Below are 20,740 nucleotides of genomic sequence, written 5' to 3' on the forward strand. Positions count from 1 at the left end.
ATCGACATCAATCCCTGTGGAAGCGAGCCTGCTCGCGAAAGCTGCGCCGCTGATCTTCAGTCGAACATGAACAGCGCGTCATTGCTGAACTGCGCCTCGAAGCGGGTGGCCGGCATCGGTCGTCCGAACAGATAACCCTGAACCTCGTCGCAACCGTGCTCGCGCAGGAAGTCCAGTTGTTCATGGGTTTCCACGCCCTCGGCGATTACCGCCAGGTTGAGGCTGTGGGCCATGGCGATGATCGCCCGGGCAATCTGCGCGTCCTGCTCGCCGGACGGCAGGCCGTCGACGAAGGTGCGATCGATCTTCAGCACGTCGATCGGGAATTGCTTGAGGTAGTTCAGCGACGAGTAACCGGTGCCGAAGTCGTCGACCGCGATGCTCAGGCCGAGGTTCTTCAGGCCGGCAAGGATCTGCATTGCCTCGCTGACTTCACGCATCAGGATACTTTCGGTCAGCTCCAGCTCCAGGCACGCCGGCGGCAGGCCGGTTTCCTTGAGGATGGTGGCGATCCGCGTGCCGAGCTGGCCGTCGGAGAACTGCCGGGCGGAAATGTTCACCGAGACCTTCGGCACGCGCACACGGCTCTGGTGCCAGGTCTTGAGTTGACGACAGGCTTCGCTGATCACCCAGTCGCCGACGTCTACCACCAGCCCGAGTTCTTCGAGCACCGGGATGAAATCCCCCGGCGGCACCAGCCCGCGACGCGGATGACGCCAGCGCAGCAGGGCTTCGGCGCCGGTCAGGCGTTTGCCGTCGCCGCTGAACTGCGGCTGGTAATACAGCACGAATTCGTTCTGCTCGAGGGCGTGGCGCAGGTCGCTTTCCAGCTCCAGACGTTCCAGCGCACTGGCGTTCATGTCGGCCTGATAGAACTGGAAGTTGTTCTTGCCGCGCTCCTTGGCGTGATACATCGCGGTGTCGGCGTTCTTCATCAGCTGGCTGAGTTCGTTGCCGTCCTGCGGGCTCAGGGCGATGCCGATACTGGCGGTGACGAAGAACTCGCGCCCCTCCAGCACGAACGGTCGCACGAGGCTGCCAAGAATCTGCTCGGCCACATGAATGGCACGGTTCAGCGCCATCTCGCGGCTGGAGCGGTGCTGCAGCAGCAATGTGAATTCGTCGCCGCCCATCCGCGCCACGGTGTCGTCATCGTCGACGCAGGCCAGCAGCCGGGTGGCCATATCCTTGAGCATGCGGTCGCCGGCGGCGTGACCGAGGGAGTCGTTGATCGGTTTGAAACGATCGAGGTCGAGGAACATCAGCACCACCCACGACTTCTGCCGGTCGGCCGATTGCAGCGCGGTGTGCAGGCGATCCTGGAACAGCGTGCGGTTCGGCAGATGGGTCAGGGCGTCGTAGTAGGCGAGGCGGTGAATCCGCTGTTCGCTGGCCTTGCGCTCGCTGATGTCGCTGAAGAAGCACACATAGCTGGCCAGGTCGCCTTCGTCATCGAGCACCGCAGTGATGCCGACCCACGCCGGGTAGTGCTCGCCGTTACGCCGCTTGAGCCAGACTTCGCCTTCCCAGGTGCTGTGCTGATGCAATTGCTTGAGCACGTAACGCAGGTGCGCGTCCTGTTGTTCGTCGACGGTGAGCATGTTCGGCAACTGGTCGAGCACTTCGCTCACCGCGTAGCCGCTGACGCGACTGAACGCTTCGTTGGCCTGAACGATGTACCCGGCCGGGTCGGTGATCAGGATCGCCGAAGTCGAATGCTCGAATACCGTGGCCGCCATGCGCAGGTCTTTTTCGGCGCGGCGCTGCTGGCTGATGTCGCGACCAACCCCGAGCACGCCTTCGAAGGCGCCGTGTTCGTCCCACACCAGCACCAGGCGCAGTTCGATCGGGATCTTGCGGCCATCGGCGCGCAGGCAGTCGAACAGGAACATCTGGGTCTGCACCTGACTGCGCAGGATTGCCAGTTGTTCGGGTTTGTCCAGGGCTTTGCTGACCCGGTCCATCAGGTGATAGATGCCGTTGAGTTGCTGCGGGTTGGCGATGGTCGACTGCCAGCCGTTCTGGAAAATCCACTCGGCGTCGTAGCCCAGCACCGCTTGCACCGACGGGCTGACGTAATTGAGCGAGAGTTTGCTGTCGGTGGAGAAGATCACGTCGCTGATGCTTTCGGCGAGCATCCGGTAGCGCTGTTCGCTGTCGCGCAGGGATTCGCTGGCCTCGATCTGCTCGGTGATGTCCTTGGCCACGCCGATGATCCGCGTCACCTGATCGTGCTTGTCCCGGGCCAGCGCCTGTTCGCGGATATCGAAGCGCCGCCACTTGCCGTCGCGATGACGGAAACGCAACTGGCATTGCAGCAACTGGCTGTAACCGGCATGACGCTGCATTTGCCGCGAGCGGTGGTAGTAATCGGCGTCTTCCGGGTGCAGGAGGATTTCCCAGAAATACTCGCCCATCTGATGCAGCTCGGAGCGGTTGTAACCGAGGGTCTGGCCCAGGTGGTGGTTGCTGAAAATCATCCGCTGGCTGATCACATCCTGCACGTACAGGTGATCCGGCACGGTACGCACCACGTCCGACCAGAAGCCCTCGCGCTCCAGCAGCGACAGTTCGATCAGCTTGCGGCTGGTGATGTCGTTGATGCTCAGGATCACGGCCTTGTAGTCGTGCTGCTCATGAGGCAGGCGCAGCACCAGCCACAGGTGCTGGTCACGGCCGTTGATGTCCGGCAGTTTGATTTCCAGTTCCAGCTGCTTTTGCTGCTGGAGCACGGCATCTAGCACTTGATTGCCGATCGCGCACTGGCTGTGCGGGTGACCGTCGATCAGCAGCTGCCAGGCGTGGTCGCAGGAATTGACGTTGAGCAGTTGCAACGCCACCTGATTGACCTCGGTGACTCGCAGTTCCTGCAGCAACTGCTGACGTTGCTGCGGTTGATCGAGCCAGGCCTTGAGCTGGTCGCTGGTCTGGATCTGGGCCTTTTCGAAAACCTGTTTCAGTCCCGAAAGATCTAGCACGCACAGGGCTACACCGGTGCCTTCGAAAATATCCTGATAACGGCGGCGTCCTTCATGCACCTGGCGCTGACGGCGGCGCATGTTGAGCAAGGCAATGAACGGCAGCAGGGACAGCGCCAGGCCCAGCAGGCATTTGCCGATGAACGCCGGCAGCAGCTCTTCGAGCACATGTTGCCGGTCGAAAAGCCCGCGCAGTTGCCAGTCGCTGCTGCTCAGCGGCACGGTCAGCACGCTGTTGGCCAGATCTTCGGGTGTCAGGGTGCTGGCCTTGGTGGAAGGCAGGCCTTCGTCACGGCTGATGATCTGGTGATTGATGCGGTTTTCCACCAGCCACAGCGGGCGGATGCCGGTCTCGCCCTGTTTGGTCAGCGAGGCAAAGAAGGTCGGGGTCAGGCGCAGCGCCCAGTAGCCGCGCGTGCTGCCGCTGGCCTGATGCAACAACAGATGCACCACTGAGCCGTCATCGGCGTTGCTGAAATAATGTGCCTGGGCGTGGCTGCGGCGCACCAGATCGCTGAGGTAGTCGGCGTCTTTGCTGTCGGTGGCGCTGTCGCTGAGGATTTTTCCCGACGGGCTCAGCAAAGCCATGCTCTGCAGGTCAGGCAGGGATTTCTGCAGCTTGCGCAGCAGCGCCTGCTGTTCGTCGGCAGACTGCGGCTGTTCGACGATCGGTAGCAGATTGAGCGCGATCTGCGCATTCAGCGACATGTTGAGGCTGACTTGCGAGGCGAGATCGGCGGTGTAATCGATGGTGTACTGACGCTGGTTTTTCTGGGTTTCGCGCAGTTGATCGAGCAGTTGCCAGAACAGCAACGCCAGCAGCATCAGCACCAGCGTCGCCAGCGCGCCTTTCAATGTTCCGCGCAGGGACGAGCCGGGCGCCGGTTGGGTGCTGCTCACAGAGGCTGGCGGAGTGACATTGGACAAGCTGTAATCCTGCGGTTTGGCTGGACTGGCGCGACGTGCACTATAAGCCGGACGCCCAAAGGGCGGCTAGCATGCCTTGAGTTGTGGCGAAGTGCCAGCCCCGCTCGGCTGGACTGCCTTCTGTCATTCAGGTAGCTTTGCCGGTTACGCGGGAGCGTTCCAGCTCCTAGACTCAGACTTTTTCAGCGCGCACGCATTGATGGCCATCAAGTGGTCAAGTGAACGACGCGCATCGGTCTGGCCGGGCATCGCCTGCGCTCCAATCATTCATCTGTCACTGACCCAAGGTTCTCCATGGCTCAATACGTCTTCACCATGCATCGGCTGGGCAAAGTTGTTCCGCCGAAGCGGGAAATCCTGAAAAACATTTCTCTGTCCTTCTTCCCGGGCGCCAAGATCGGCGTACTCGGCCTCAACGGTTCGGGTAAGTCCACGCTGCTGAAAATCATGGCCGGCGTCGACACTGAATTCGAAGGCGAAGCGCGCCCGATGCCGGAACTGAACATCGGTTATCTGCCGCAAGAGCCGCAACTTGATCCGACCAAGACCGTGCGTGAAGTGGTCGAGGAAGCGGTCAGCGTGATCAAGGATGCGCAAGCGCGTCTGGACGAGGTCTACGCCGCCTACGCCGACCCGGACGCCGACTTCGACAAGCTGGCCGCCGAACAGGCCAAGCTCGAAGCGATCCTGCAGGCCAGCGACGGTCACAACCTGGAGCGTCAACTGGAAGTCGCCGCCGATGCGCTGCGTCTGCCGGCCTGGGACGCGAAGGTCGAACACCTGTCCGGTGGTGAAAAGCGTCGTGTGGCCCTGTGCCGTCTGCTGCTGTCCGCCCCGGACATGCTGCTGCTCGACGAACCGACCAACCACCTGGACGCCGACTCCGTTGCGTGGCTCGAACACTTCCTGCACGACTTCCCGGGCACTGTGGTAGCGATCACGCACGACCGTTACTTCCTGGACAACGTCGCCGGCTGGATTCTGGAACTCGACCGCGGTGCGGGCATTCCTTACGAGGGCAACTACTCGGGTTGGCTGGAAGCCAAGTCCGATCGTCTGGCCCAGGAATCCAAGCAGCAATCGGCTCACGAAAAAGCCATGAAGGAAGAACTGGAGTGGGTGCGCAAAGGCGCCAAGGCCCGCCAGTCGAAATCCAAGGCACGTCTGCAGCGCTTCGAAGAAATGCAGTCGCAGGAATTCCAGAAGCGTTCAGAAACCAACGAGATCTACATCCCGGCCGGTCCGCGCCTGGGTGACAAGGTCATCGAATTCAAGAACGTCACCAAGGGCTACGGCGATCGCGTGTTGATCGACAACCTGTCGTTCTCGATGCCGAAAGGCGCCATCGTCGGCGTGATCGGCGGTAACGGTGCCGGTAAATCGACCCTGTTCCGCATGCTGATGGGCAAGGAAACCCCGGACTCCGGCAGCATCGAGATCGGCGAAACCGTGCAACTGGCCTGTGTGGACCAGAGCCGCGAAGACCTGGACGGCAGCAAGACTGTGTTCCAGCAGATCTCCGACGGTTCCGACCAGATCCGCATCGGCAACTACGAGATCCCGTCGCGTACCTACGTCGGTCGCTTCAACTTCAAGGGCGGTGATCAGCAGAAGTTCGTCAAGGATCTGTCCGGCGGTGAGCGCGGTCGTCTGCACCTGGCGCTGACCCTGAAGGAGGGCGGCAACGTCCTGCTGCTCGACGAACCGTCCAACGACCTCGACGTTGAAACCCTGCGTTCCCTGGAAGAAGCCCTGCTGGACTTCCCGGGCGCCGCCATTGTGATCTCTCACGACCGGTGGTTCCTTGACCGCGTCGCCACGCACATCCTGGCGTACGAAGACGACTCGCAGGCGGTGTTCTTCGAAGGCAACTACACCGAGTACGAAGCCGATCGCAAAAAGCGCCTCGGCGAAGCAGCGGCCCAGCCACACCGGGTACGCCACAAGAAACTGGCCTGATTTCAGGTTGGTTGCATGAAAGAGCGGAGCCTTCGGGCTCCGCTTTTTTTTGCCTGCAATCCGCCGTGATTTATAGCGTGTGTACTATTTGTTTTCATAAATGCGACATTTTTGTCTGTTGCTGTGTACAGATCGTTTGTTACAGTCCGGCTCAATCTCTTCCAACGACAACAAATTTGCCGAGACTTTTCCCATGATCGAATCCGTCGAATCCTTCCTTGCCCGTCTGAAAAAACGCGATCCGGATCAACCCGAATTCCACCAGGCCGTCGAAGAAGTCCTGCGCAGCCTGTGGCCGTTTCTCGAAGCCAATCCGCACTATCTGACCTCGGGGATTCTGGAGCGCATCTGCGAGCCGGAGCGGGCGGTAGTGTTCCGGGTGTCGTGGGTCGACGATCAGGGCAAGGTGCAGGTCAATCGCGGCTTCCGAATCCAGATGAACAGCGCCATCGGGCCATACAAGGGCGGTTTGCGTTTCCATCCTTCGGTGAATCTGGGCGTGCTGAAATTCCTCGCCTTCGAGCAGACCTTCAAGAACTCCCTGACTTCGCTGCCCATGGGCGGCGGCAAGGGCGGTTCGGACTTCGATCCGAAGGGCAAGAGCGACGCCGAAGTCATGCGTTTCTGCCAGGCGTTCATGAGTGAGCTGTACCGCCACATCGGCGCCGACGTGGACGTGCCGGCGGGCGATATCGGTGTCGGCGCACGGGAGATCGGTTTCCTGTTCGGCCAATACAAGCGCCTGAGCAACCAGTTCACCAGCGTGCTGACCGGCAAGGGCATGACCTACGGCGGTAGCCTGATCCGCCCGGAAGCCACGGGTTTCGGTTGCGTGTATTTCGCCGAGGAAATGCTCAAGCGCCGCGAGCAGACCGTCGAAGACAAGCGAGTGGCGATCTCCGGCTCCGGCAACGTCGCGCAATACGCGGCTCGCAAAGTGATGGACCTGGGCGGCAAGGTGATCTCCCTGTCCGATTCCGAAGGCACGCTGTATTGCGAAGCCGGCCTGAGCGAAGAGCAGTGGCTGGCGCTGCTGGAGCTGAAAAACGTCAAGCGTGGACGGATCAGCGAGTTGGCGGCCGCGTTCGGCCTGGAATTCCGCGCCGGTCAACTGCCATGGTCGTTGCCGTGCGATATCGCACTGCCGTGCGCCACCCAGAACGAACTCGACGCCGAAGCCGCCCGCACCCTGCTGCGCAACGGCTGCATCTGTGTGGCCGAGGGTGCGAACATGCCGACCACCCTTGAGGCTGTGGATATCTTTATCGAGGCGGGAATCCTGTTCGCGCCGGGCAAGGCCTCGAATGCCGGCGGTGTGGCGGTCAGCGGTCTGGAGATGTCGCAGAACGCCATGCGCCTGCTGTGGACGGCGGGTGAGGTGGACAGCAAGCTGCACGGGATCATGCAGTCGATCCACCACGCCTGTGTGCATTACGGTGAGGAAAACGGCCGGATCAACTACGTCAAAGGCGCGAACATCGCCGGTTTCGTCAAAGTTGCCGACGCGATGCTGGCGCAGGGCGTGGTTTAAGCACTGTGGTTCAAGAGCGATCGATGCGGATCACTTCGATCAGTTGATTGCCCGCCGGACGCTGCCACAGCACTTCGTCGTTGAGTCGCGCGCCAAGCAGCGCGCGGCCCAGCGGTGAGGCCCAGTTGATCAGGCCGTGGGCGGCATCGGCCTGGTCTTCGCCGACCAGTTGCACCCGGCGTTCGGTGTTGTGTTCGTCGGCGTAGGTCACCCAGCTGCCGATCTGCACCTTTTCGTTGGAGGTCGGGGCTGGCACGACCTGAGCGCTGCCGACCCGCTGATTGAAATAACGCAAATCCCGTTCGAGATCGGCCAGACGCTGTTTGTCGGCCTGTTCGCCCATGGCCGTCTGTTCGGCGTGCAGTGTCTGCAGCTCGGCGACTTTCGCCTGCAACTGGGCCAGCCCCTGCGGCGTGACGTAATTGGGCTGCGTGCTGACCTGCCGTTCGACCGGCTGATCGGCTTGCGCAGCGGCGTTGTCTTCGTTGACGAAAGCACGGCTCATGGTGACCTCCTGTGACAACCGTTGGGCCATGGTCGCAGGCTAAAGGTTTCGCCGGATGTCTGGAAACGACCTACTGCGAACGATAAGCCCGCGCGGCGCCCTGATCTTTCTGTTGCTGCCAGGCCCGCTCGCGCTCGTCCCAGTGTTCGTTGCGATACTCCTCGCGATCCTTGTTTTCCAGCATCGCCTGACACTGGCGGAAACCGTCGCTCCAGCCCTCGGCGTATTGCGGATCCTTGAGATAGCGCGGCACGTTCTTGCGAAACTCGCCGCTGATAGAACCGGCCGCCTGACGACCGCTGATGCAACCGTCATCGAAACCGTCGGCGAACGCCGGTGGATAACCCTTGGCGATCAGATCTTCGTGGGTGCTCTGACAGCCACCCAGCAACAGCAACACAGCCAGCAAACCCGCACACCGCCACATCTGACTCTCCCGCGCCGTTCTCCGGCTTACAGGGAAAGTCTAGAAGCGGATTCGTCGACGGGGTGTGAAAGGAAGATCAAAACCTCAGTAGTGATACCACTTCACTTCCAGCATCACTTCCGTCTCCGGCGTTGCCAGATGGCTGAACTCACGCTGCGCACTCAGGCGCAGGCCCAGGTTGCGAGACAACTCCCACTGTTGATTCAGACTGAGGCTGCGGCGCACTTCGCCGTTGAAGAAGTAATCGCCCTTGGCCTCCACACTGAGATTGCCCAACGGGTTTTTCCACAGCACGCCGGTATTGAAACCGCCTGCGGGGGAAACGAATTCGGCGAAATCATTGTTGTGTTCAACGCGCACGGTGCCGAGGGCAAAACCCAGTACATCGTCACCCAGCGCCCAGGTTCCACCGCCGCCACCGTTGACATGGCTGACCAGCGTCTCGTCGTCATGCTTGCCCGGCACACGTTCCAGACCTCCGGTGACTTGCCACGACAACGGTTGCAGCAGCGCATTGCGTGGCGTCAGTGAGCGGATGGTCGCCAGATCCAGTTGCTGGAACTGCCAGTGATTGCCTTCGTACTGGCGCAGCTTCATTTGCAGGATTTCGATCTGCGCGCCGAGGGGGAAACTCTCGGCGTTGTCGTTGAGGTCGTGATAGGCCATGCGCAGACCGTACTCGCCGAATGCGCGGTCGCCACGGGTGCCGAGACCGGCCTGCCAGGTACGCGATTCGTGGCCGTCTTCGGGCAGGCCCGGTTGTGGAATTTGCAGCTCCGGCGCCGGGTTCTTGTTGATCGCCCGCAGCAATTCGAAACTGCGCTGTGCCCGTTGCGGATCACGTTCCTGGCCGTTGGCACGGTAGCGCTCCAGCCGATACGCCGCGTCGACGATCAGCGCTTGCCGATCACGGGGCAGGGCCTTGAAGGCCGGATCCTGCAATTGTTGCTGGTCGGCGCTGACTTTCAGCACCCAGTCCTGTTCTTCGCCGGTCAGGGGCTCGGCGCGGCTTAGCAATTCACGCTCGCGGGACGGGCGGTATTCGATGTGCTCGACCAGTCCGGCTTCTTTCACCGCTTTGACGGTGTCGGTGGGAATCGCGGTCAGCGGGAATTGTTCGGTCAGGCGCAGGCTCGGGCGGGCGACCTGCAACAGTTCGAGCAGGCGATAGGAGCAGTTTTCATCGAAGAAGAAGTAGTCGAACTGAATCTGCTTGAGCTCCCACACATGCTCGACCATCCGTGCGGTTTCGGCTTGTGTCAGGTTGAGCCGGTACTCCCACAGGTCGCGGTTTTCAAGGCTGCGGTATTCCGAGAGTTTTTCCTGATACGGCACCAGCGCGAACAGTCCCGGATAGCCGCCCATCAGGCCTTTCCAGGCATACAGAATGCTGTTGTCCGAGCCTTCGATGTAGGCGCCGAAGTTGATCGCGTAACTGAGCAGCGAAGTCTTGTCGCTCTGCACATCGGCCTGATCGATGCGCAGCAGGGTGTGACCGAACATCGATGAAGGGCTGTTGAGATAGGCCGCCGGGAAAATCATCACCGCGCTGTGGGGCGAGACGTCCTTGAACCATTTCTTGAATTCGGCGCAGTCCGGCGCCGGCAGGTCGGTCAGGTTGAGCTGATCTTTCAGCCAGCGGGTGCGCGCGGGGTAGACGCACTGGGCGTGTTGCTCACCGAGACTGGCCGGGGCGTACAGCGCCTGGACCGTGGCGGCCAGTTCGTGGTCGGGGTGTTCGTTGCCGTCGGGGGCGATGAAGAACTTCTTGTCGCTGACGTAGCTGCGCCAGCCGCCGAGCTTGGCGGTTTCGTAATGGCCGAGGGAAATCCAGAAGCGATCGTTGGCCAGTTGCTGCAAACGTTGAGGGTCGATGTGGGGCGCGGCGGACAGCGGGGCGCAGACACACAGCGCCAGCCAGGCAAGGCGTTTGAGCATAGGTGGCAACTTAAGTCGAAAGAAACAAAAGACCCAAGGAGGGCGGGCCGAAAAAACAAAACCCGCTTCCCGAAAGAAGCGGGTGGGGTCGAGCTTAAGCCTGAGTTGCGTACTTGGCCAGACGAGGGTCTGCTTTCAGCACGGCCAGGGTGTTGGTATGCACGTCTTCGGCGGTCACGTCAGCCTTGCTGAAGATCTGCTGGAAGTGCTCGTGAGTGACGGCGGCGAAGTGCGCACGGTCTTCCGGCGCCACGCCCAGTACCACGGCATAGGTCGTCAGCGCTTCGCCGTTGCCTTTTGCCATGTCTTCGGACAGCTCGTTCATCATGCCATTCATGGCAAACCAGGATTTGCCGCCATAGGTCAGCGACGCGTTGGTGGAGCAACCGTTGGTACCGGAAGTCATACCGAAGGTCGCATTGCCGGAAGTGCCGTTGGTGGTGGATGCCAGGAAGTGAGCCGGGGTGCCACGCTGACCTTCGAACAGCATGTTGCCCCAGCCGCAATCCGGACCGCCTGGCGCCTGAGCCATGGCGTTGATGGATACAGCGGTGAAGAGAGTACCGAGAAGAATCCGTTTCATAGCTTTGTTCTCTTTTATGTGCGTACCAATGGACAGGGTTCTGGCCCCGCTCTCTACATCAAAACGCCACTTGGCGAGTTTTCGTACAGACCTTCTGGCGCCAGTGGGCCGGTATTAGTTCCAGCCGCGCAGTTTGGAGTTTAGGCAGGTTCCCGTGGTTCCGTGATTTTTTGCAGCATATTCGTGATCCAGCCCGGTTTTGCGGGGCCGGCCGCGGGGTTGGCCGGTTGTCTATGCTTTGTCGTGTGGCGCGCCTTGCCAGTGGGGCACGGGCAGCGCCAGAATGCCGCTATCTGCCCCGCCTGATTGTTAAGGAAGCCCGATGCCTGATCCTGTTGCTGCCAGCTTGCGTCTAGCGCCCGAAGCGCTGACCCGTCCGTTTTCCGCTGAACAGTTCAGCTTCACTACCACCAATGATCTGGAGCCCTTTCGCGGTGTGCTTGGCCAGGAACGTGCGGTCGAAGCCTTGCAGTTCGGTGTGGCCATGCCACGCCCCGGTTACAACGTATTCGTCATGGGCGAGCCCGGCACCGGCCGTTTCTCGTTCGTCAAACGCTACCTGAAGGCCGAAGGCAAGCGCCTGCAGACCCCGGCGGACTGGGTCTACGTCAACAATTTCGATGAGCCTCGCGAACCCCGCGCCCTGGAGCTGCCATCGGGCAGCGCCGCGGCGTTCATCGGCGATATCAACGGCTTGATCGACAACCTGCTGTCGACTTTTCCCGCGGTGTTCGAACACCCGTCCTACCAGCAGAAGAAGAGCGCCATCGACCGCGCCTTCAACCAGCGCTACGACAAGGCGCTGGACGTCATCGAGCGTCTGGCCCTGGAAAAAGACGTCGCCCTGTACCGCGACAGCAGCAACATCGCCTTCACCCCGATGCTCGAAGGCAAAGCGCTGGACGAGGCTGAATTCGCCCAGTTGCCGGAGTCCGAGCGCGAACGTTTCCACGAGGACATTTCCGGCCTCGAAGAACGCCTGAACGAAGAGCTCGCCAGCCTGCCGCAATGGAAGCGCGAGTCGAGCAACCAGTTGCGTCAGCTCAACGAAGAAACCATTACTCTGGCGTTGCAGCCTTTGCTCGCACCGCTGTCGGAGAAGTACGCGGAAAACGCCGCGGTCTGCGGTTACCTGCAAGCGGTGCAGGTTTATCTGCTGAAAACCGTGGTCGAGCAACTGGTGGACGACAGCAAGACCGACGCCGTTGCACGCAAGCTGCTGGAAGAACAATACGCGCCGAGCCTGGTGGTCGGCCATCCGGCCAGCGGCGGTGCGCCGGTGGTGTTCGAGCCGCATCCGACTTATGAAAACCTGTTCGGCCGCATCGAATACACCACCGATCAGGGCGCGCTCTACACCACGTATCGCCAGTTGCGTCCGGGGGCGCTGCACCGTGCCAACGGTGGTTTCCTGATCCTCGAAGCGGAAAAGATGCTCGGCGAGCCCTTTGTGTGGGATGCGCTCAAACGCGCCCTGCAATCGCGCAAGCTGAAAATGGAATCGCCTCTGGGCGAGATGGGCCGTTTCGCGACCGTGACGCTCAACCCGCAATTCATTCCGTTGAATGTCAAAGTCATCATCATCGGTGCGCGTCAGCTGTATTACACGCTGCAAGACCTCGATCCGGACTTCCAGGAGATGTTCCGCGTCCTGGTGGATTTCGACGAAGACATCCCGATGGTCGACGAAAGCCTGGAGCAGTTCGCCCAATTGCTGAAAACCCGCACGTCGGAAGAAGGCATGGCGCCGTTGACCGCCGACGCGGTGGCGCGTCTGGCGACTTACAGCGCACGTCTGGCCGAGCACCAGGGGCGCTTGTCGGCGCGGATCGGCGATCTGTTCCAACTGGTCAGCGAGGCGGATTTCATCCGTCACCTGGCCAACGATGAAATGACCGACGCCGGCCACATCGAGCGCGCCCTGAAAGCCAAGGCCACTCGTACCGGACGTGTATCGGCGCGGATTCTCGACGACATGCTGGCGGGGATCATCCTGATCGACACCGACGGCGCGGCGGTCGGCAAGTGCAACGGCCTGACGGTGCTGGAAGTCGGCGACTCGGCGTTCGGTGTGCCGGCGCGGATTTCCGCCACGGTGTACCCGGGTGGCAGCGGTATCGTCGACATCGAGCGCGAGGTCAACCTCGGCCAGCCAATCCACTCCAAGGGCGTGATGATTCTCACCGGGTATCTGGGCAGCCGTTACGCTCAGGAATTCCCGCTGGCAATCTCCGCAAGCATCGCGCTGGAGCAATCCTACGGCTACGTCGATGGCGACAGTGCGTCGCTGGGCGAGGCGTGCACGCTGATCTCGGCCTTGTCGAAAACCCCGCTCAAGCAGTGCTTCGCGATTACCGGTTCCATCAACCAGTTCGGCGAAGTGCAGGCGGTGGGCGGGGTCAACGAGAAGATCGAAGGCTTCTTCCGCCTCTGCGAAGCACGCGGGCTGACCGGCGAGCAGGGCGCGATCATTCCTCACGCCAACGTCGCCACGCTGATGCTCGATGAGAAAGTGCTGGCCGCAGTCCGGGCCGGGCAGTTCCACGTTTATGCGGTGCGTCAGGCGGATGAAGCGCTGAGCCTGCTGGTGGGCGAGCCTGCCGGTGAGCCGAACGAGGAGGGCGAGTTCCCGGAAGGCAGCGTCAACGCACGCGTGGTGGAACGTCTGCGAGTGATTGCCGAAATGATCAGCGAAGAGGACCTGAAAGAAGCCGAGAAAGAACTGGCGCAGGAGGCACTGGCCGAAGCCAAACCGGCGTAAGCGAAGGCTATCGTCAGACAAATGGGAGCCTTGTGCTCCCATTTTGTTTTGTCGCGAACGTCGGCAAAAGTGCCATCACTCTGGCGTCAATATTCACACAATGACCATTCGGCGCCTTCTGGTTCTGCGCGGTTGGCGCGGCGGACTTTTCTTCTATTCTCAGCTCAAGGACATCGACAGTATCACGGGATCGAAACAGTCCTTCAGCAAGGGCTGAACACCGGCTTTACCGAGGGTCGCCGCCATGTCGCGCAACCTCTGCCTCACCCGTCAGTGCCTGGGTCTCGTGACCCGAATCGAATGCGCCATCAAGCCGTTGGCCGGCGATACCGGCATGTGGACTTTACTCTTCGCCGCCGGCATGGCCGGTGAACAACCTTCCGCCATCAAGGCCCAGGGCCCGTTCCACGGGCCGGTCGCCGCCGAATCGATCCTCGATACCATCGTCGAAAGCCTGACGATGCACGGCTACGAACTGGCCAATGATCCGCAGATCTGGTCCTTGCACCTGCAAGCCCAGTTGCGGCAGATCAACGGTGGGCGCGGACGCAATCTCGGCGTTTTCGATCATTAGCACCGATCAAGGCGCAGCGCCCTGGGTCTGCGCCTTCTCGAGCTTGACCTCAAAGCCGTACTGCACGGTGGCGAGGTCGGTTCGCTGGTAGGTTTCCACCTGCGTCGGGCGGCCGTAGAAATAGTGCACGCCGAACAGCGCCGGGCCTTCTGCGCTCGCGTCGTGGCTGACCGACAGGATCTGCTTCAGGTAGTTACCGCTGTCGTCCTTGACGAAGAATCGCCATTCGTTGGCCGGAAACAGCTTCAGGTCGACCACCAGTTCGTTGTTCCTGATTTCCAGGCCTTTGGGCAATGCCTTGGCTTCGTAGGACTGCTTCGCCACGGTGGCGAGGAACAGGGGCATCGAACCGACAGCCACTGCCGGGGTTTCCGGAAACAGGTTCAAGTCATAAGTGATGGTTGCTTGCAGCGGATCCACCTGATACGCCTCGGCCGGCAGTTCGATCGGCTCGTCGAGTTTGCCGTTGTGTTTTTCGGTGAAGAACGTCACCGGGCTTTCGCCGGGCGCCAGGTCGTCGCCCAGCAGTTCGTCATTGAAGGTCTTGCGGTGATCGAACTCGATGCGCGCGGCACTGGGTTCTTCCACTGACTGGCGGATATGGATGCTTTTCTTCAGGTCGTCCTCGGTCAATGACGCACCCTTGAGCCAGTTGGGGGCCTGGTCGTCGTAGACGGTGATCGCCAGATCCAGCGGCTGCACGGCTTTCGCTGTGGTGTGCGAGTCGAATTCGCGGATCGGCAGGTCCAGTGGCTTGCGGGTGACGGTCGCCTCGGAGAAGTCCAGCACGCTGACTTCAAGGGTGTCGATCGGGCCGTTGAAGTAAACCTTGTTGTAGCGGCGCGTATGTTGCTGTTCGAAAGTACGCTGGTCGTCGTTCAGCTGCTTCTCGAGATCCTCGCTCCAGGCCTTTTGCTGTTGCAGGTGCGCCAGTTGTTTTTGATAGAAGGTGATCTGTTCGGGGCTCTCGTTGATGGCGCCGGCGCGCACCAGATATTGCCCGGTCGTATCGCGGGCCTGGACAATCAGCGGATTGAGCGGCGTGCTGGCGACTTCCGGGGCGAGTGGCAGGTTGTTGCTGAATTCGACTTCGGCGTAGTTCTTTTCCAGCTTCAGCAGTTTCACGCTGAGGTTGGCATCGGTCCGGGTCTGGCCGACGTCTTTTTTGCCCAGGTCGAAACTGTGCAGGCGTTTCGGGGCGATGACTTCTACCTGCCCTTGCAGGCTTACGGGACGCGGCCGGGTTTTCTTGTCGACGTCCAGACCCTCGATGAACGGGTAGGTCACGGTCAGGTCGTCGGGGTTGGTGACGTTGGAGCTGGACGGGCTCAGCTGGATGCCCGGATCGGTTTCGGACCATTCCGGCTGATAGGCGATGACCCGTTTGTTGCTCAGGGTCACCGATTGCCACTCAACGCCATGGGGGAACAGAAACCCGCCGGGGATATTGAGATTGAAGGGAAATACCGGCTGCAGGTCGGTCAGATAGTCGGAGCTGGCGTCCTTGTGCAGCACGAACAGGCCGTTGATGAAGGTATCGACCAGCGCCTGAGGCGTCGGGTAATGCTTGAGGACGCCGAGGGCATCTTCGCCGTATTCGGTTCTGGGCGGTTTGTTGTCGAGACGTTGCTGCGCGCGCTCCAGCAGCAGTAGCGAGCCGCCGAGTTCGGTCACGGCATCCTTGAGCTTGGGGTCGGTGATGGCGTCCAGCGACTGTTCGAACTGCGCGGTCTTCTGTTCGAGGCTGAGCGGATGTTTTTTTTCTTCACCGGGCGAGCAGCCTCCGACCGATAAGGCGAGGCAAATTCCGGCAGTCATTAACGGCAATCGCACATCCATTTCCAGTCGTCCTGTCCACTGTCGCTGGGCTGTCAATGGTTTGGACACTAGCAGAAAAACTTTGACACACACACGCAGGTGGCGGATTTTCGGGCGGTTTCTGGCTGTCATGGGGGGCTGGTATACTCGCCGCCGATTACAACCCCCCTTGTGTGAGAGTCAATGGAACGCTTTATCGAAAATGCAATGTACGCCACGCGCTGGCTGCTGGCGCCGATCTACATCGGGCTGTCCCTCGGGCTGCTGGCGCTGGCATTGAAATTCTTCCAGGAAGTGTTTCATGTCATTCCCAACGTGTTCTCCATGGCCGAGTCCGAGCTGATTCTGGTGCTGCTGTCGCTGATCGACATGGCGCTGGTCGGCGGCTTGCTGGTGATGGTGATGATTTCCGGCTACGAGAACTTCGTATCCGAGCTGAACATCGACGAAGGCAAAGAGAAGCTCAGCTGGCTGGGCACCATGGACTCCTCGTCGCTGAAGATGAAAGTGGCGGCGTCGATCGTGGCGATTTCTTCGATCCACCTGCTGCGGATCTTCATGGACGCCAAGAACGTCGATCCCCAGCATCTGATGTGGTACGTGATCATCCACATGACCTTCGTGGTCTCGGCGTTTGCCATGGGTTACCTGGACAAGCTCACCAAGCACTGATGAGTTGTCGGAAGCTGTAACAAAACCGCCCGTCTGTTGCGAAACAGACGGGCGGTGTCGTTTGTGGCTTGTGCTTTGGTGCGCCGAGGCATATCCCTGTAGGCGTCCCGGCTCGCCACAGCGTGAGGTGCGTTCATGAACCTGCAAGAGTTGAATGCGTTTGCCATCGCCAGGAAGGTCGATGAGCTGAACCTGATCTCCATGGAGGGCGGAATCTACCTGCTCGAGGCGCGGATGCACGGCGCGGCGTACCCGTTGAGCGATCCCCAGGGCAAGATGCTGATGCTGCGTTCGGTGGAGCATGCCCGAGATGTCCTGCACAACTTTCCGGTGCTGCCGTTCAACCTGGTCCACACCTCGGTGCACGATGAAATGTGCGGACTTGGGGCCAGTGCGGAAGAAAGCCTGAAAGTCCCGCTGGCCTGGCGCTCGGCACTGTAGGCCCGAGGGCCTGATCAATGGCGGAACATCTGTGCTAGTCTGCTCGCCCTTTTGGTTCCGGGCGCGCCGGGACGCGCTGTGCACGCACGGCATGTCCTGAGGCCGTCCGCACAGCGGAGCAGTGTCATGTCCGAAGTAAATCTGTCCACCGACGAAACCCGCGTCAGCTACGGCATCGGCCGTCAGCTGGGTGACCAGCTGCGCGACAACCCGCCACCGGGTGTCAGCCTGGACGCCATCCTGGCCGGTCTGACCGACGCATTCGCCGGCAAGCCAAGCCGCGTGGGTCAGGAAGAGCTGTCCGCCAGCTTCAAAGTGATCCGCGAAATCATGCAGGCCGAAGCCGCTGCCAAGGCTGAAGCCGCTGCTGGCGAAGGTCGTGCGTTCCTGGCTGAAAACGCCAAGAAAGACGGCATCACCACCCTGGCTTCCGGTCTGCAATTCGAAGTGCTGACTCAGGGCGAAGGCGCCAAGCCATCCCGTGAAGACAACGTGCGTACTCACTACCACGGCACATTGATCGACGGCACTGTGTTCGACAGCTCCTACGAGCGTGGCCAGCCTGCAGAATTCCCGGTTGGCGGCGTGATCGCCGGCTGGACCGAAGCCCTGCAACTGATGAATGCCGGCAGCAAATGGCGTCTGTACGTGCCGAGCGAACTGGCTTACGGCGCTCAAGGCGTTGGCAGCATCCCGCCGCACAGCGTTCTGGTGTTCGACGTCGAGCTGCTCGACGTTCTGTAATCCCGTTACCCTGCACAAGCGTGGCTTGTGCAGGGTTTTTCCACCGTCCTCATACTTCGATCTTGTGATGCAGCTCACTGGTCGGGCGCAATGCCCGGGCATAGCAGAACAGGAACAGATTGCGCACCAGCTCCTTGAGCACCATCGGTTCGCTGGAACTCAGGCCGCTGACGTCCAGATCCCCTTGATCCTGCAATTCATGCAGGGCTTCTTCTTCCAGTACTGCGCAGACTTCACCGGTTTCCCGATGCAGGATCCTGAGGTATGGGTGCGGGCGGTCCAGCCAGGCGTCGATCAAATAAGTCATGGTTCTCATCTCCATTGAAAGGGTTTCAATGAGAATAATTCTTATTCGTCAAATAGCAAGCGCCTATTGGCGGTTCGTGATTTTTTATGGGTAAAGATTGCGTAAGGTCAAAACGGCTGGCGTTTGGCTATTGCGTGGTTTTGCTAGGGATAGCGGGGGAGGGCGAAGCTCCATCCCACGGCGGGCGCGGGATGGATGACAGCAGACTCAGACTTTTCTGACGAACTCGGATTTGAGTTTCATCGGGCCGATGCCGTCGATCTTGCAGTCGATGTCGTGGTCGCCGTCGCACAGACGGATGTTTTTCACCTTGGTGCCGACCTTGACCACCAGCGAGGTGCCCTTGACCTTCAGGTCCTTGATCACGGTGATGGTGTCGCCGTCCTGCAGGACGTTGCCGACCGAATCTTTCTTCACGGCATCATCGGACGCCACTTCGGCTTCGCCGCCGGCAGACCACTCGTGGGCGCACTCCGGGCACACCAGTTGGGTGCCGTCTTCGTAGGTGTATTCGGAATTGCATTTCGGGCAGGGTGGCAACGTGCTCACTAAGGCTCCTTGGTTTGAGGATCGCTAAAAGTCGCACATTGTATAGGGTTTTAATCCCTGATGGCAGGCAACAAAAAACCGCAGGCTCCGACGGAGGCTGCGGTTTCTTGGTGGTGCGGCGTTGATCAGTGCGTGCGGGCGACTGCGAACTCGCTCAGTTCAACCAGTGCATCGCGGTATTCGCTGGCCGGCAGCGCTTCGAGGCACTTGATCGCACGGGCCACATAATCGCGAGCCAGTTGCGCGGTGTATTCCAGCGAACCGGATGCTTCCACGGCAATGCGGATGCTTTCCAGGTCTTCGATCCCGCCTTTCTGGATCGCCTGGCGTACCAGTGAGGCCTGCTCTGGCGTGCCTTCGCGCATGGTGTAGATCAGCGGCAGGGTCGGCTTGCCTTCGGCCAGATCGTCACCGACGTTCTTGCCCAGGGTTTCGGCGTCGCCCTTGTAGTCGAGCAGGTCGTCGACCAGCTGGAACGCCACGCCCAGATGATCGCCGAAGGTACGCAGGGCTTCGCTCTGCTCGGCGGTGGCACCGGCCAGCGCTGCGGCGCTGTGGGTCGAGGCTTCGAAGAGCATCGCGGTCTTGCCGCGGATGACTTCCATGTAGGTTTCTTCGGTGGTGCTGGCGTCACGGACCTTGGACAGCTGCAACACTTCGCCTTCGGCGATGATGCGCGTGGCCTGGGACAGGATCTTCATCACCGGCATCGAACCCAGTTCGACCATCATCTCGAACGAGCGCGAGTACAGGAAATCGCCGACCAGCACGCTCGGGGCGTTGCCCCACATGGCGTTGGCGGTCGAACGGCCACGGCGCATGCCGGACATGTCGACCACGTCGTCATGCAGCAGGGTGGCGGTGTGCAGGAATTCGATGGTGGCGGCCAGCAGGCGCAGGTCGTCGCCTTCGCGACCCAGGGCCTTGCCGCACAGCAGCACTAATAAAGGACGCAGGCGTTTACCGCCGGCCGACGTGATGTAATCGCCGATTTTCGATACCAGCGGCACTCGGGAAGTCAGCTGCTTCTTGATGATGCCGTCGACGGCGCTAAAATCGTCCGCCACCGCGCGGTAGAAAGCTTGGGGTTGCATCAGCGACAGGTGCTCCAGAAGGGTTGCGCGGCATGCTAGGACCCACGTCCGGGCCTGTCAAGGCGCGATGGACGGCCCCTTGCATGACTCTTGTAGCTTGCGTACAATCGCGCACCCTGAACTTCCTGGGCAGCACCTGCCTTACGCAATTGCACTTGGGCCGTTCCAGCCCCATGCAGCCATGCCAGCCAATACCTCTTCTTATAAAGAGCTGGGTGAGCAGGATTATCGGAGAAATACCATGTACGCAGTAATCGTTACCGGCGGTAAGCAATACAAGGTCGCTGAAGGTGAATACCTGAAGATCGAAAAACTGGAAGTCGCTACTGGCGAATCCGTGACTTTTGACCGCGTTCTGTTGGTCGCCAATGGCGACGACGTGAACATCGGCGCACCTGTTGTTGCTGGCGCAACCGTCAAGGCTGAAGTGATCTCCCAAGGTCGTCACGATAAAGTCCGCATCATCAAGTTCCGTCGCCGTAAGCACCACATGAAGCGTATGGGCCACCGCCAGTGGTTCACCGAGATCAAAATCACCGGTATTCAGGCTTAATTACAGCCTAATTCCTCACTAGGAGAATTGAACTCATGGCACACAAAAAAGCTGGTGGTAGTACCCGTAACGGTCGCGACTCAGAAGCCAAACGCCTTGGCGTGAAGATGTATGGCGGCCAGGTCATCAAGGCCGGCAACATCATCGTGCGTCAGCGCGGCACCCAATTCCACGCTGGTTACGGCGTTGGCATGGGTAAAGATCACACCCTGTTCGCGAAAATCGAAGGCGTGATCAAGTTTGAAGTAAAAGGCGCCTTCGGTCGTCGTTACGTGAGCGTTGTCGCAGCCTAACTGCGAGAGTGCTGGAGAAGCCCTGTCTTGCGACGGGGCTTTTTCGTTTGTGGGGTGAGTCTCTTGCAAAGCTGTTTGTATGGGCT

The 20,740-nt window shown here is 60.5% G+C and carries 18 protein-coding genes; 9 read left to right on the plus strand and 9 right to left on the minus strand.

Features of this window, described 5'->3' with window-relative positions; translation table 11 throughout:
• Positions 1 to 56: 56 nt before the first annotated feature.
• The gene (gene morA / locus M5B98_RS19750) at positions 57 to 3,905 is read right to left on the minus strand and encodes a cyclic di-GMP receptor MorA (RefSeq protein WP_248743711.1); all 3,849 of its coding nucleotides are present in this window, start codon (positions 3,903 to 3,905) and stop codon (positions 57 to 59) included.
• A gap of 294 nt (positions 3,906 to 4,199) precedes the next feature.
• Between morA and ettA the strand changes: the two genes are divergently transcribed.
• Positions 4,200 to 5,864, plus strand: coding sequence for an energy-dependent translational throttle protein EttA (gene ettA / locus M5B98_RS19755; RefSeq protein ID WP_007950976.1), 1,665 nt, complete (start codon positions 4,200 to 4,202; stop codon positions 5,862 to 5,864).
• A gap of 193 nt (positions 5,865 to 6,057) precedes the next feature.
• Positions 6,058 to 7,395, plus strand: a complete 1,338-nt coding sequence (gene gdhA, locus M5B98_RS19760) for an NADP-specific glutamate dehydrogenase (protein WP_248743712.1) — start codon at positions 6,058 to 6,060, stop codon at positions 7,393 to 7,395.
• Positions 7,396 to 7,405: 10 nt separating this feature from the next.
• On the opposite strand, the gene M5B98_RS19765 is transcribed toward gdhA, so the two are convergent.
• From M5B98_RS19765 to M5B98_RS19780, 4 genes are all read right to left on the minus strand, one after another.
• Positions 7,406 to 7,900 (minus strand): GreA/GreB family elongation factor, encoded by a 495-nt coding sequence (locus M5B98_RS19765; RefSeq protein ID WP_248743713.1) that lies wholly within the window; start codon positions 7,898 to 7,900, stop codon positions 7,406 to 7,408.
• A gap of 70 nt (positions 7,901 to 7,970) precedes the next feature.
• Positions 7,971 to 8,327: a hypothetical protein gene (locus M5B98_RS19770; protein WP_248743714.1), complete on the minus strand. Its 357-nt coding sequence runs from the start codon at positions 8,325 to 8,327 to the stop codon at positions 7,971 to 7,973.
• 84 nt (positions 8,328 to 8,411) lie between these two features.
• A complete protein-coding gene (locus M5B98_RS19775) occupies positions 8,412 to 10,265 on the minus strand; it encodes a DUF4105 domain-containing protein (protein ID WP_248743715.1) in 1,854 nt (617 codons plus the stop codon).
• Between the two features lie 94 nt (positions 10,266 to 10,359).
• On the minus strand, positions 10,360 to 10,848 hold the full coding sequence (locus M5B98_RS19780) for a DUF3015 domain-containing protein (RefSeq protein WP_007950971.1): 489 nt from the start codon (positions 10,846 to 10,848) through the stop codon (positions 10,360 to 10,362).
• Positions 10,849 to 11,170: 322 nt separating this feature from the next.
• On the opposite strand from M5B98_RS19780, the gene M5B98_RS19785 reads away from it, so the two are divergent.
• The gene (locus M5B98_RS19785; protein WP_119430135.1) at positions 11,171 to 13,609 is read left to right on the plus strand and encodes a Lon protease family protein; all 2,439 of its coding nucleotides are present in this window, start codon (positions 11,171 to 11,173) and stop codon (positions 13,607 to 13,609) included.
• 244 nt (positions 13,610 to 13,853) lie between these two features.
• Complete coding sequence (locus tag M5B98_RS19790; RefSeq protein ID WP_085712201.1) at positions 13,854 to 14,183, plus strand: hypothetical protein; 330 nt, start codon at positions 13,854 to 13,856, stop codon at positions 14,181 to 14,183.
• A 6-nt stretch (positions 14,184 to 14,189) separates the two neighbouring features.
• On the opposite strand, the gene M5B98_RS19795 is transcribed toward M5B98_RS19790, so the two are convergent.
• Positions 14,190 to 16,022, minus strand: a complete 1,833-nt coding sequence (locus tag M5B98_RS19795) for a hypothetical protein (RefSeq protein WP_248743716.1) — start codon at positions 16,020 to 16,022, stop codon at positions 14,190 to 14,192.
• Between the two features lie 162 nt (positions 16,023 to 16,184).
• Here M5B98_RS19795 and M5B98_RS19800 point away from each other — a divergent pair, with 162 nt between their 5' ends.
• The 3 genes from M5B98_RS19800 (at position 16,185) to M5B98_RS19810 (ending at position 17,858) form a co-directional block, all read left to right on the plus strand.
• Entirely contained in the window at positions 16,185 to 16,673 is a 489-nt protein-coding gene (locus M5B98_RS19800; protein ID WP_065257512.1) for a TIGR00645 family protein, read from the plus strand.
• 135 nt (positions 16,674 to 16,808) lie between these two features.
• A complete protein-coding gene (locus tag M5B98_RS19805) occupies positions 16,809 to 17,114 on the plus strand; it encodes a DUF6482 family protein (RefSeq protein WP_114885633.1) in 306 nt (101 codons plus the stop codon).
• Between the two features lie 126 nt (positions 17,115 to 17,240).
• Positions 17,241 to 17,858, plus strand: a complete 618-nt coding sequence (locus M5B98_RS19810; RefSeq protein ID WP_085712198.1) for an FKBP-type peptidyl-prolyl cis-trans isomerase — start codon at positions 17,241 to 17,243, stop codon at positions 17,856 to 17,858.
• A gap of 49 nt (positions 17,859 to 17,907) precedes the next feature.
• On the opposite strand, the gene M5B98_RS19815 is transcribed toward M5B98_RS19810, so the two are convergent.
• The 3 genes from M5B98_RS19815 to M5B98_RS19825 all read right to left on the minus strand — a co-directional run bounded on the left by M5B98_RS19815 (position 17,908) and on the right by M5B98_RS19825 (position 19,808).
• A complete protein-coding gene (locus M5B98_RS19815; protein ID WP_085712197.1) occupies positions 17,908 to 18,165 on the minus strand; it encodes a hypothetical protein in 258 nt (85 codons plus the stop codon).
• A gap of 207 nt (positions 18,166 to 18,372) precedes the next feature.
• Positions 18,373 to 18,714 carry a zinc ribbon domain-containing protein YjdM gene (locus tag M5B98_RS19820; protein WP_007950963.1) on the minus strand — a complete coding sequence of 114 codons (342 nt, stop codon included), beginning with the start codon at positions 18,712 to 18,714 and terminating at the stop codon, positions 18,373 to 18,375.
• Positions 18,715 to 18,839: 125 nt separating this feature from the next.
• Positions 18,840 to 19,808, minus strand: coding sequence for a polyprenyl synthetase family protein (locus M5B98_RS19825; RefSeq protein ID WP_248743717.1), 969 nt, complete (start codon positions 19,806 to 19,808; stop codon positions 18,840 to 18,842).
• A 241-nt stretch (positions 19,809 to 20,049) separates the two neighbouring features.
• On the opposite strand from M5B98_RS19825, the gene rplU reads away from it, so the two are divergent.
• Complete coding sequence (gene rplU, locus M5B98_RS19830; protein ID WP_003228361.1) at positions 20,050 to 20,361, plus strand: 50S ribosomal protein L21; 312 nt, start codon at positions 20,050 to 20,052, stop codon at positions 20,359 to 20,361.
• A gap of 35 nt (positions 20,362 to 20,396) precedes the next feature.
• The gene (gene rpmA, locus M5B98_RS19835; protein WP_003228360.1) at positions 20,397 to 20,654 is read left to right on the plus strand and encodes a 50S ribosomal protein L27; all 258 of its coding nucleotides are present in this window, start codon (positions 20,397 to 20,399) and stop codon (positions 20,652 to 20,654) included.
• Positions 20,655 to 20,740: the final 86 nt, after the last annotated feature.

The organism is Pseudomonas sp. MWU12-3088, from assembly GCF_023242405.1.
GTDB classification, from domain to species: Bacteria; Pseudomonadota; Gammaproteobacteria; order Pseudomonadales; family Pseudomonadaceae; genus Aquipseudomonas; species Aquipseudomonas kribbensis.

Excerpts from the sequence above, each read along its gene's own strand:
- ettA (WP_007950976.1), top strand. The coding sequence starts at position 4,200 with ATGGCTCAATACGTCTTCACCATGCATCGGCTGGGCAAAGTTGTTCCG.
- gdhA (WP_248743712.1), top strand. The coding sequence starts at position 6,058 with ATGATCGAATCCGTCGAATCCTTCCTTGCCCGTCTGAAAAAACGCGAT.
- M5B98_RS19765 (WP_248743713.1), bottom strand. The coding sequence starts at position 7,900 with ATGAGCCGTGCTTTCGTCAACGAAGACAACGCCGCTGCGCAAGCCGAT.
- M5B98_RS19770 (WP_248743714.1), bottom strand. The coding sequence starts at position 8,327 with ATGTGGCGGTGTGCGGGTTTGCTGGCTGTGTTGCTGTTGCTGGGTGGC.
- M5B98_RS19775 (WP_248743715.1), bottom strand. The coding sequence starts at position 10,265 with ATGCTCAAACGCCTTGCCTGGCTGGCGCTGTGTGTCTGCGCCCCGCTG.
- M5B98_RS19780 (WP_007950971.1), bottom strand. The coding sequence starts at position 10,848 with ATGAAACGGATTCTTCTCGGTACTCTCTTCACCGCTGTATCCATCAAC.
- M5B98_RS19785 (WP_119430135.1), top strand. The coding sequence starts at position 11,171 with ATGCCTGATCCTGTTGCTGCCAGCTTGCGTCTAGCGCCCGAAGCGCTG.
- M5B98_RS19790 (WP_085712201.1), top strand. The coding sequence starts at position 13,854 with ATGTCGCGCAACCTCTGCCTCACCCGTCAGTGCCTGGGTCTCGTGACC.
- M5B98_RS19795 (WP_248743716.1), bottom strand. The coding sequence starts at position 16,022 with ATGGATGTGCGATTGCCGTTAATGACTGCCGGAATTTGCCTCGCCTTA.
- M5B98_RS19800 (WP_065257512.1), top strand. The coding sequence starts at position 16,185 with ATGGAACGCTTTATCGAAAATGCAATGTACGCCACGCGCTGGCTGCTG.
- M5B98_RS19805 (WP_114885633.1), top strand. The coding sequence starts at position 16,809 with ATGAACCTGCAAGAGTTGAATGCGTTTGCCATCGCCAGGAAGGTCGAT.
- M5B98_RS19810 (WP_085712198.1), top strand. The coding sequence starts at position 17,241 with ATGTCCGAAGTAAATCTGTCCACCGACGAAACCCGCGTCAGCTACGGC.
- M5B98_RS19815 (WP_085712197.1), bottom strand. The coding sequence starts at position 18,165 with ATGACTTATTTGATCGACGCCTGGCTGGACCGCCCGCACCCATACCTC.
- M5B98_RS19825 (WP_248743717.1), bottom strand. The coding sequence starts at position 19,808 with ATGCAACCCCAAGCTTTCTACCGCGCGGTGGCGGACGATTTTAGCGCC.
- rplU (WP_003228361.1), top strand. The coding sequence starts at position 20,050 with ATGTACGCAGTAATCGTTACCGGCGGTAAGCAATACAAGGTCGCTGAA.
- rpmA (WP_003228360.1), top strand. The coding sequence starts at position 20,397 with ATGGCACACAAAAAAGCTGGTGGTAGTACCCGTAACGGTCGCGACTCA.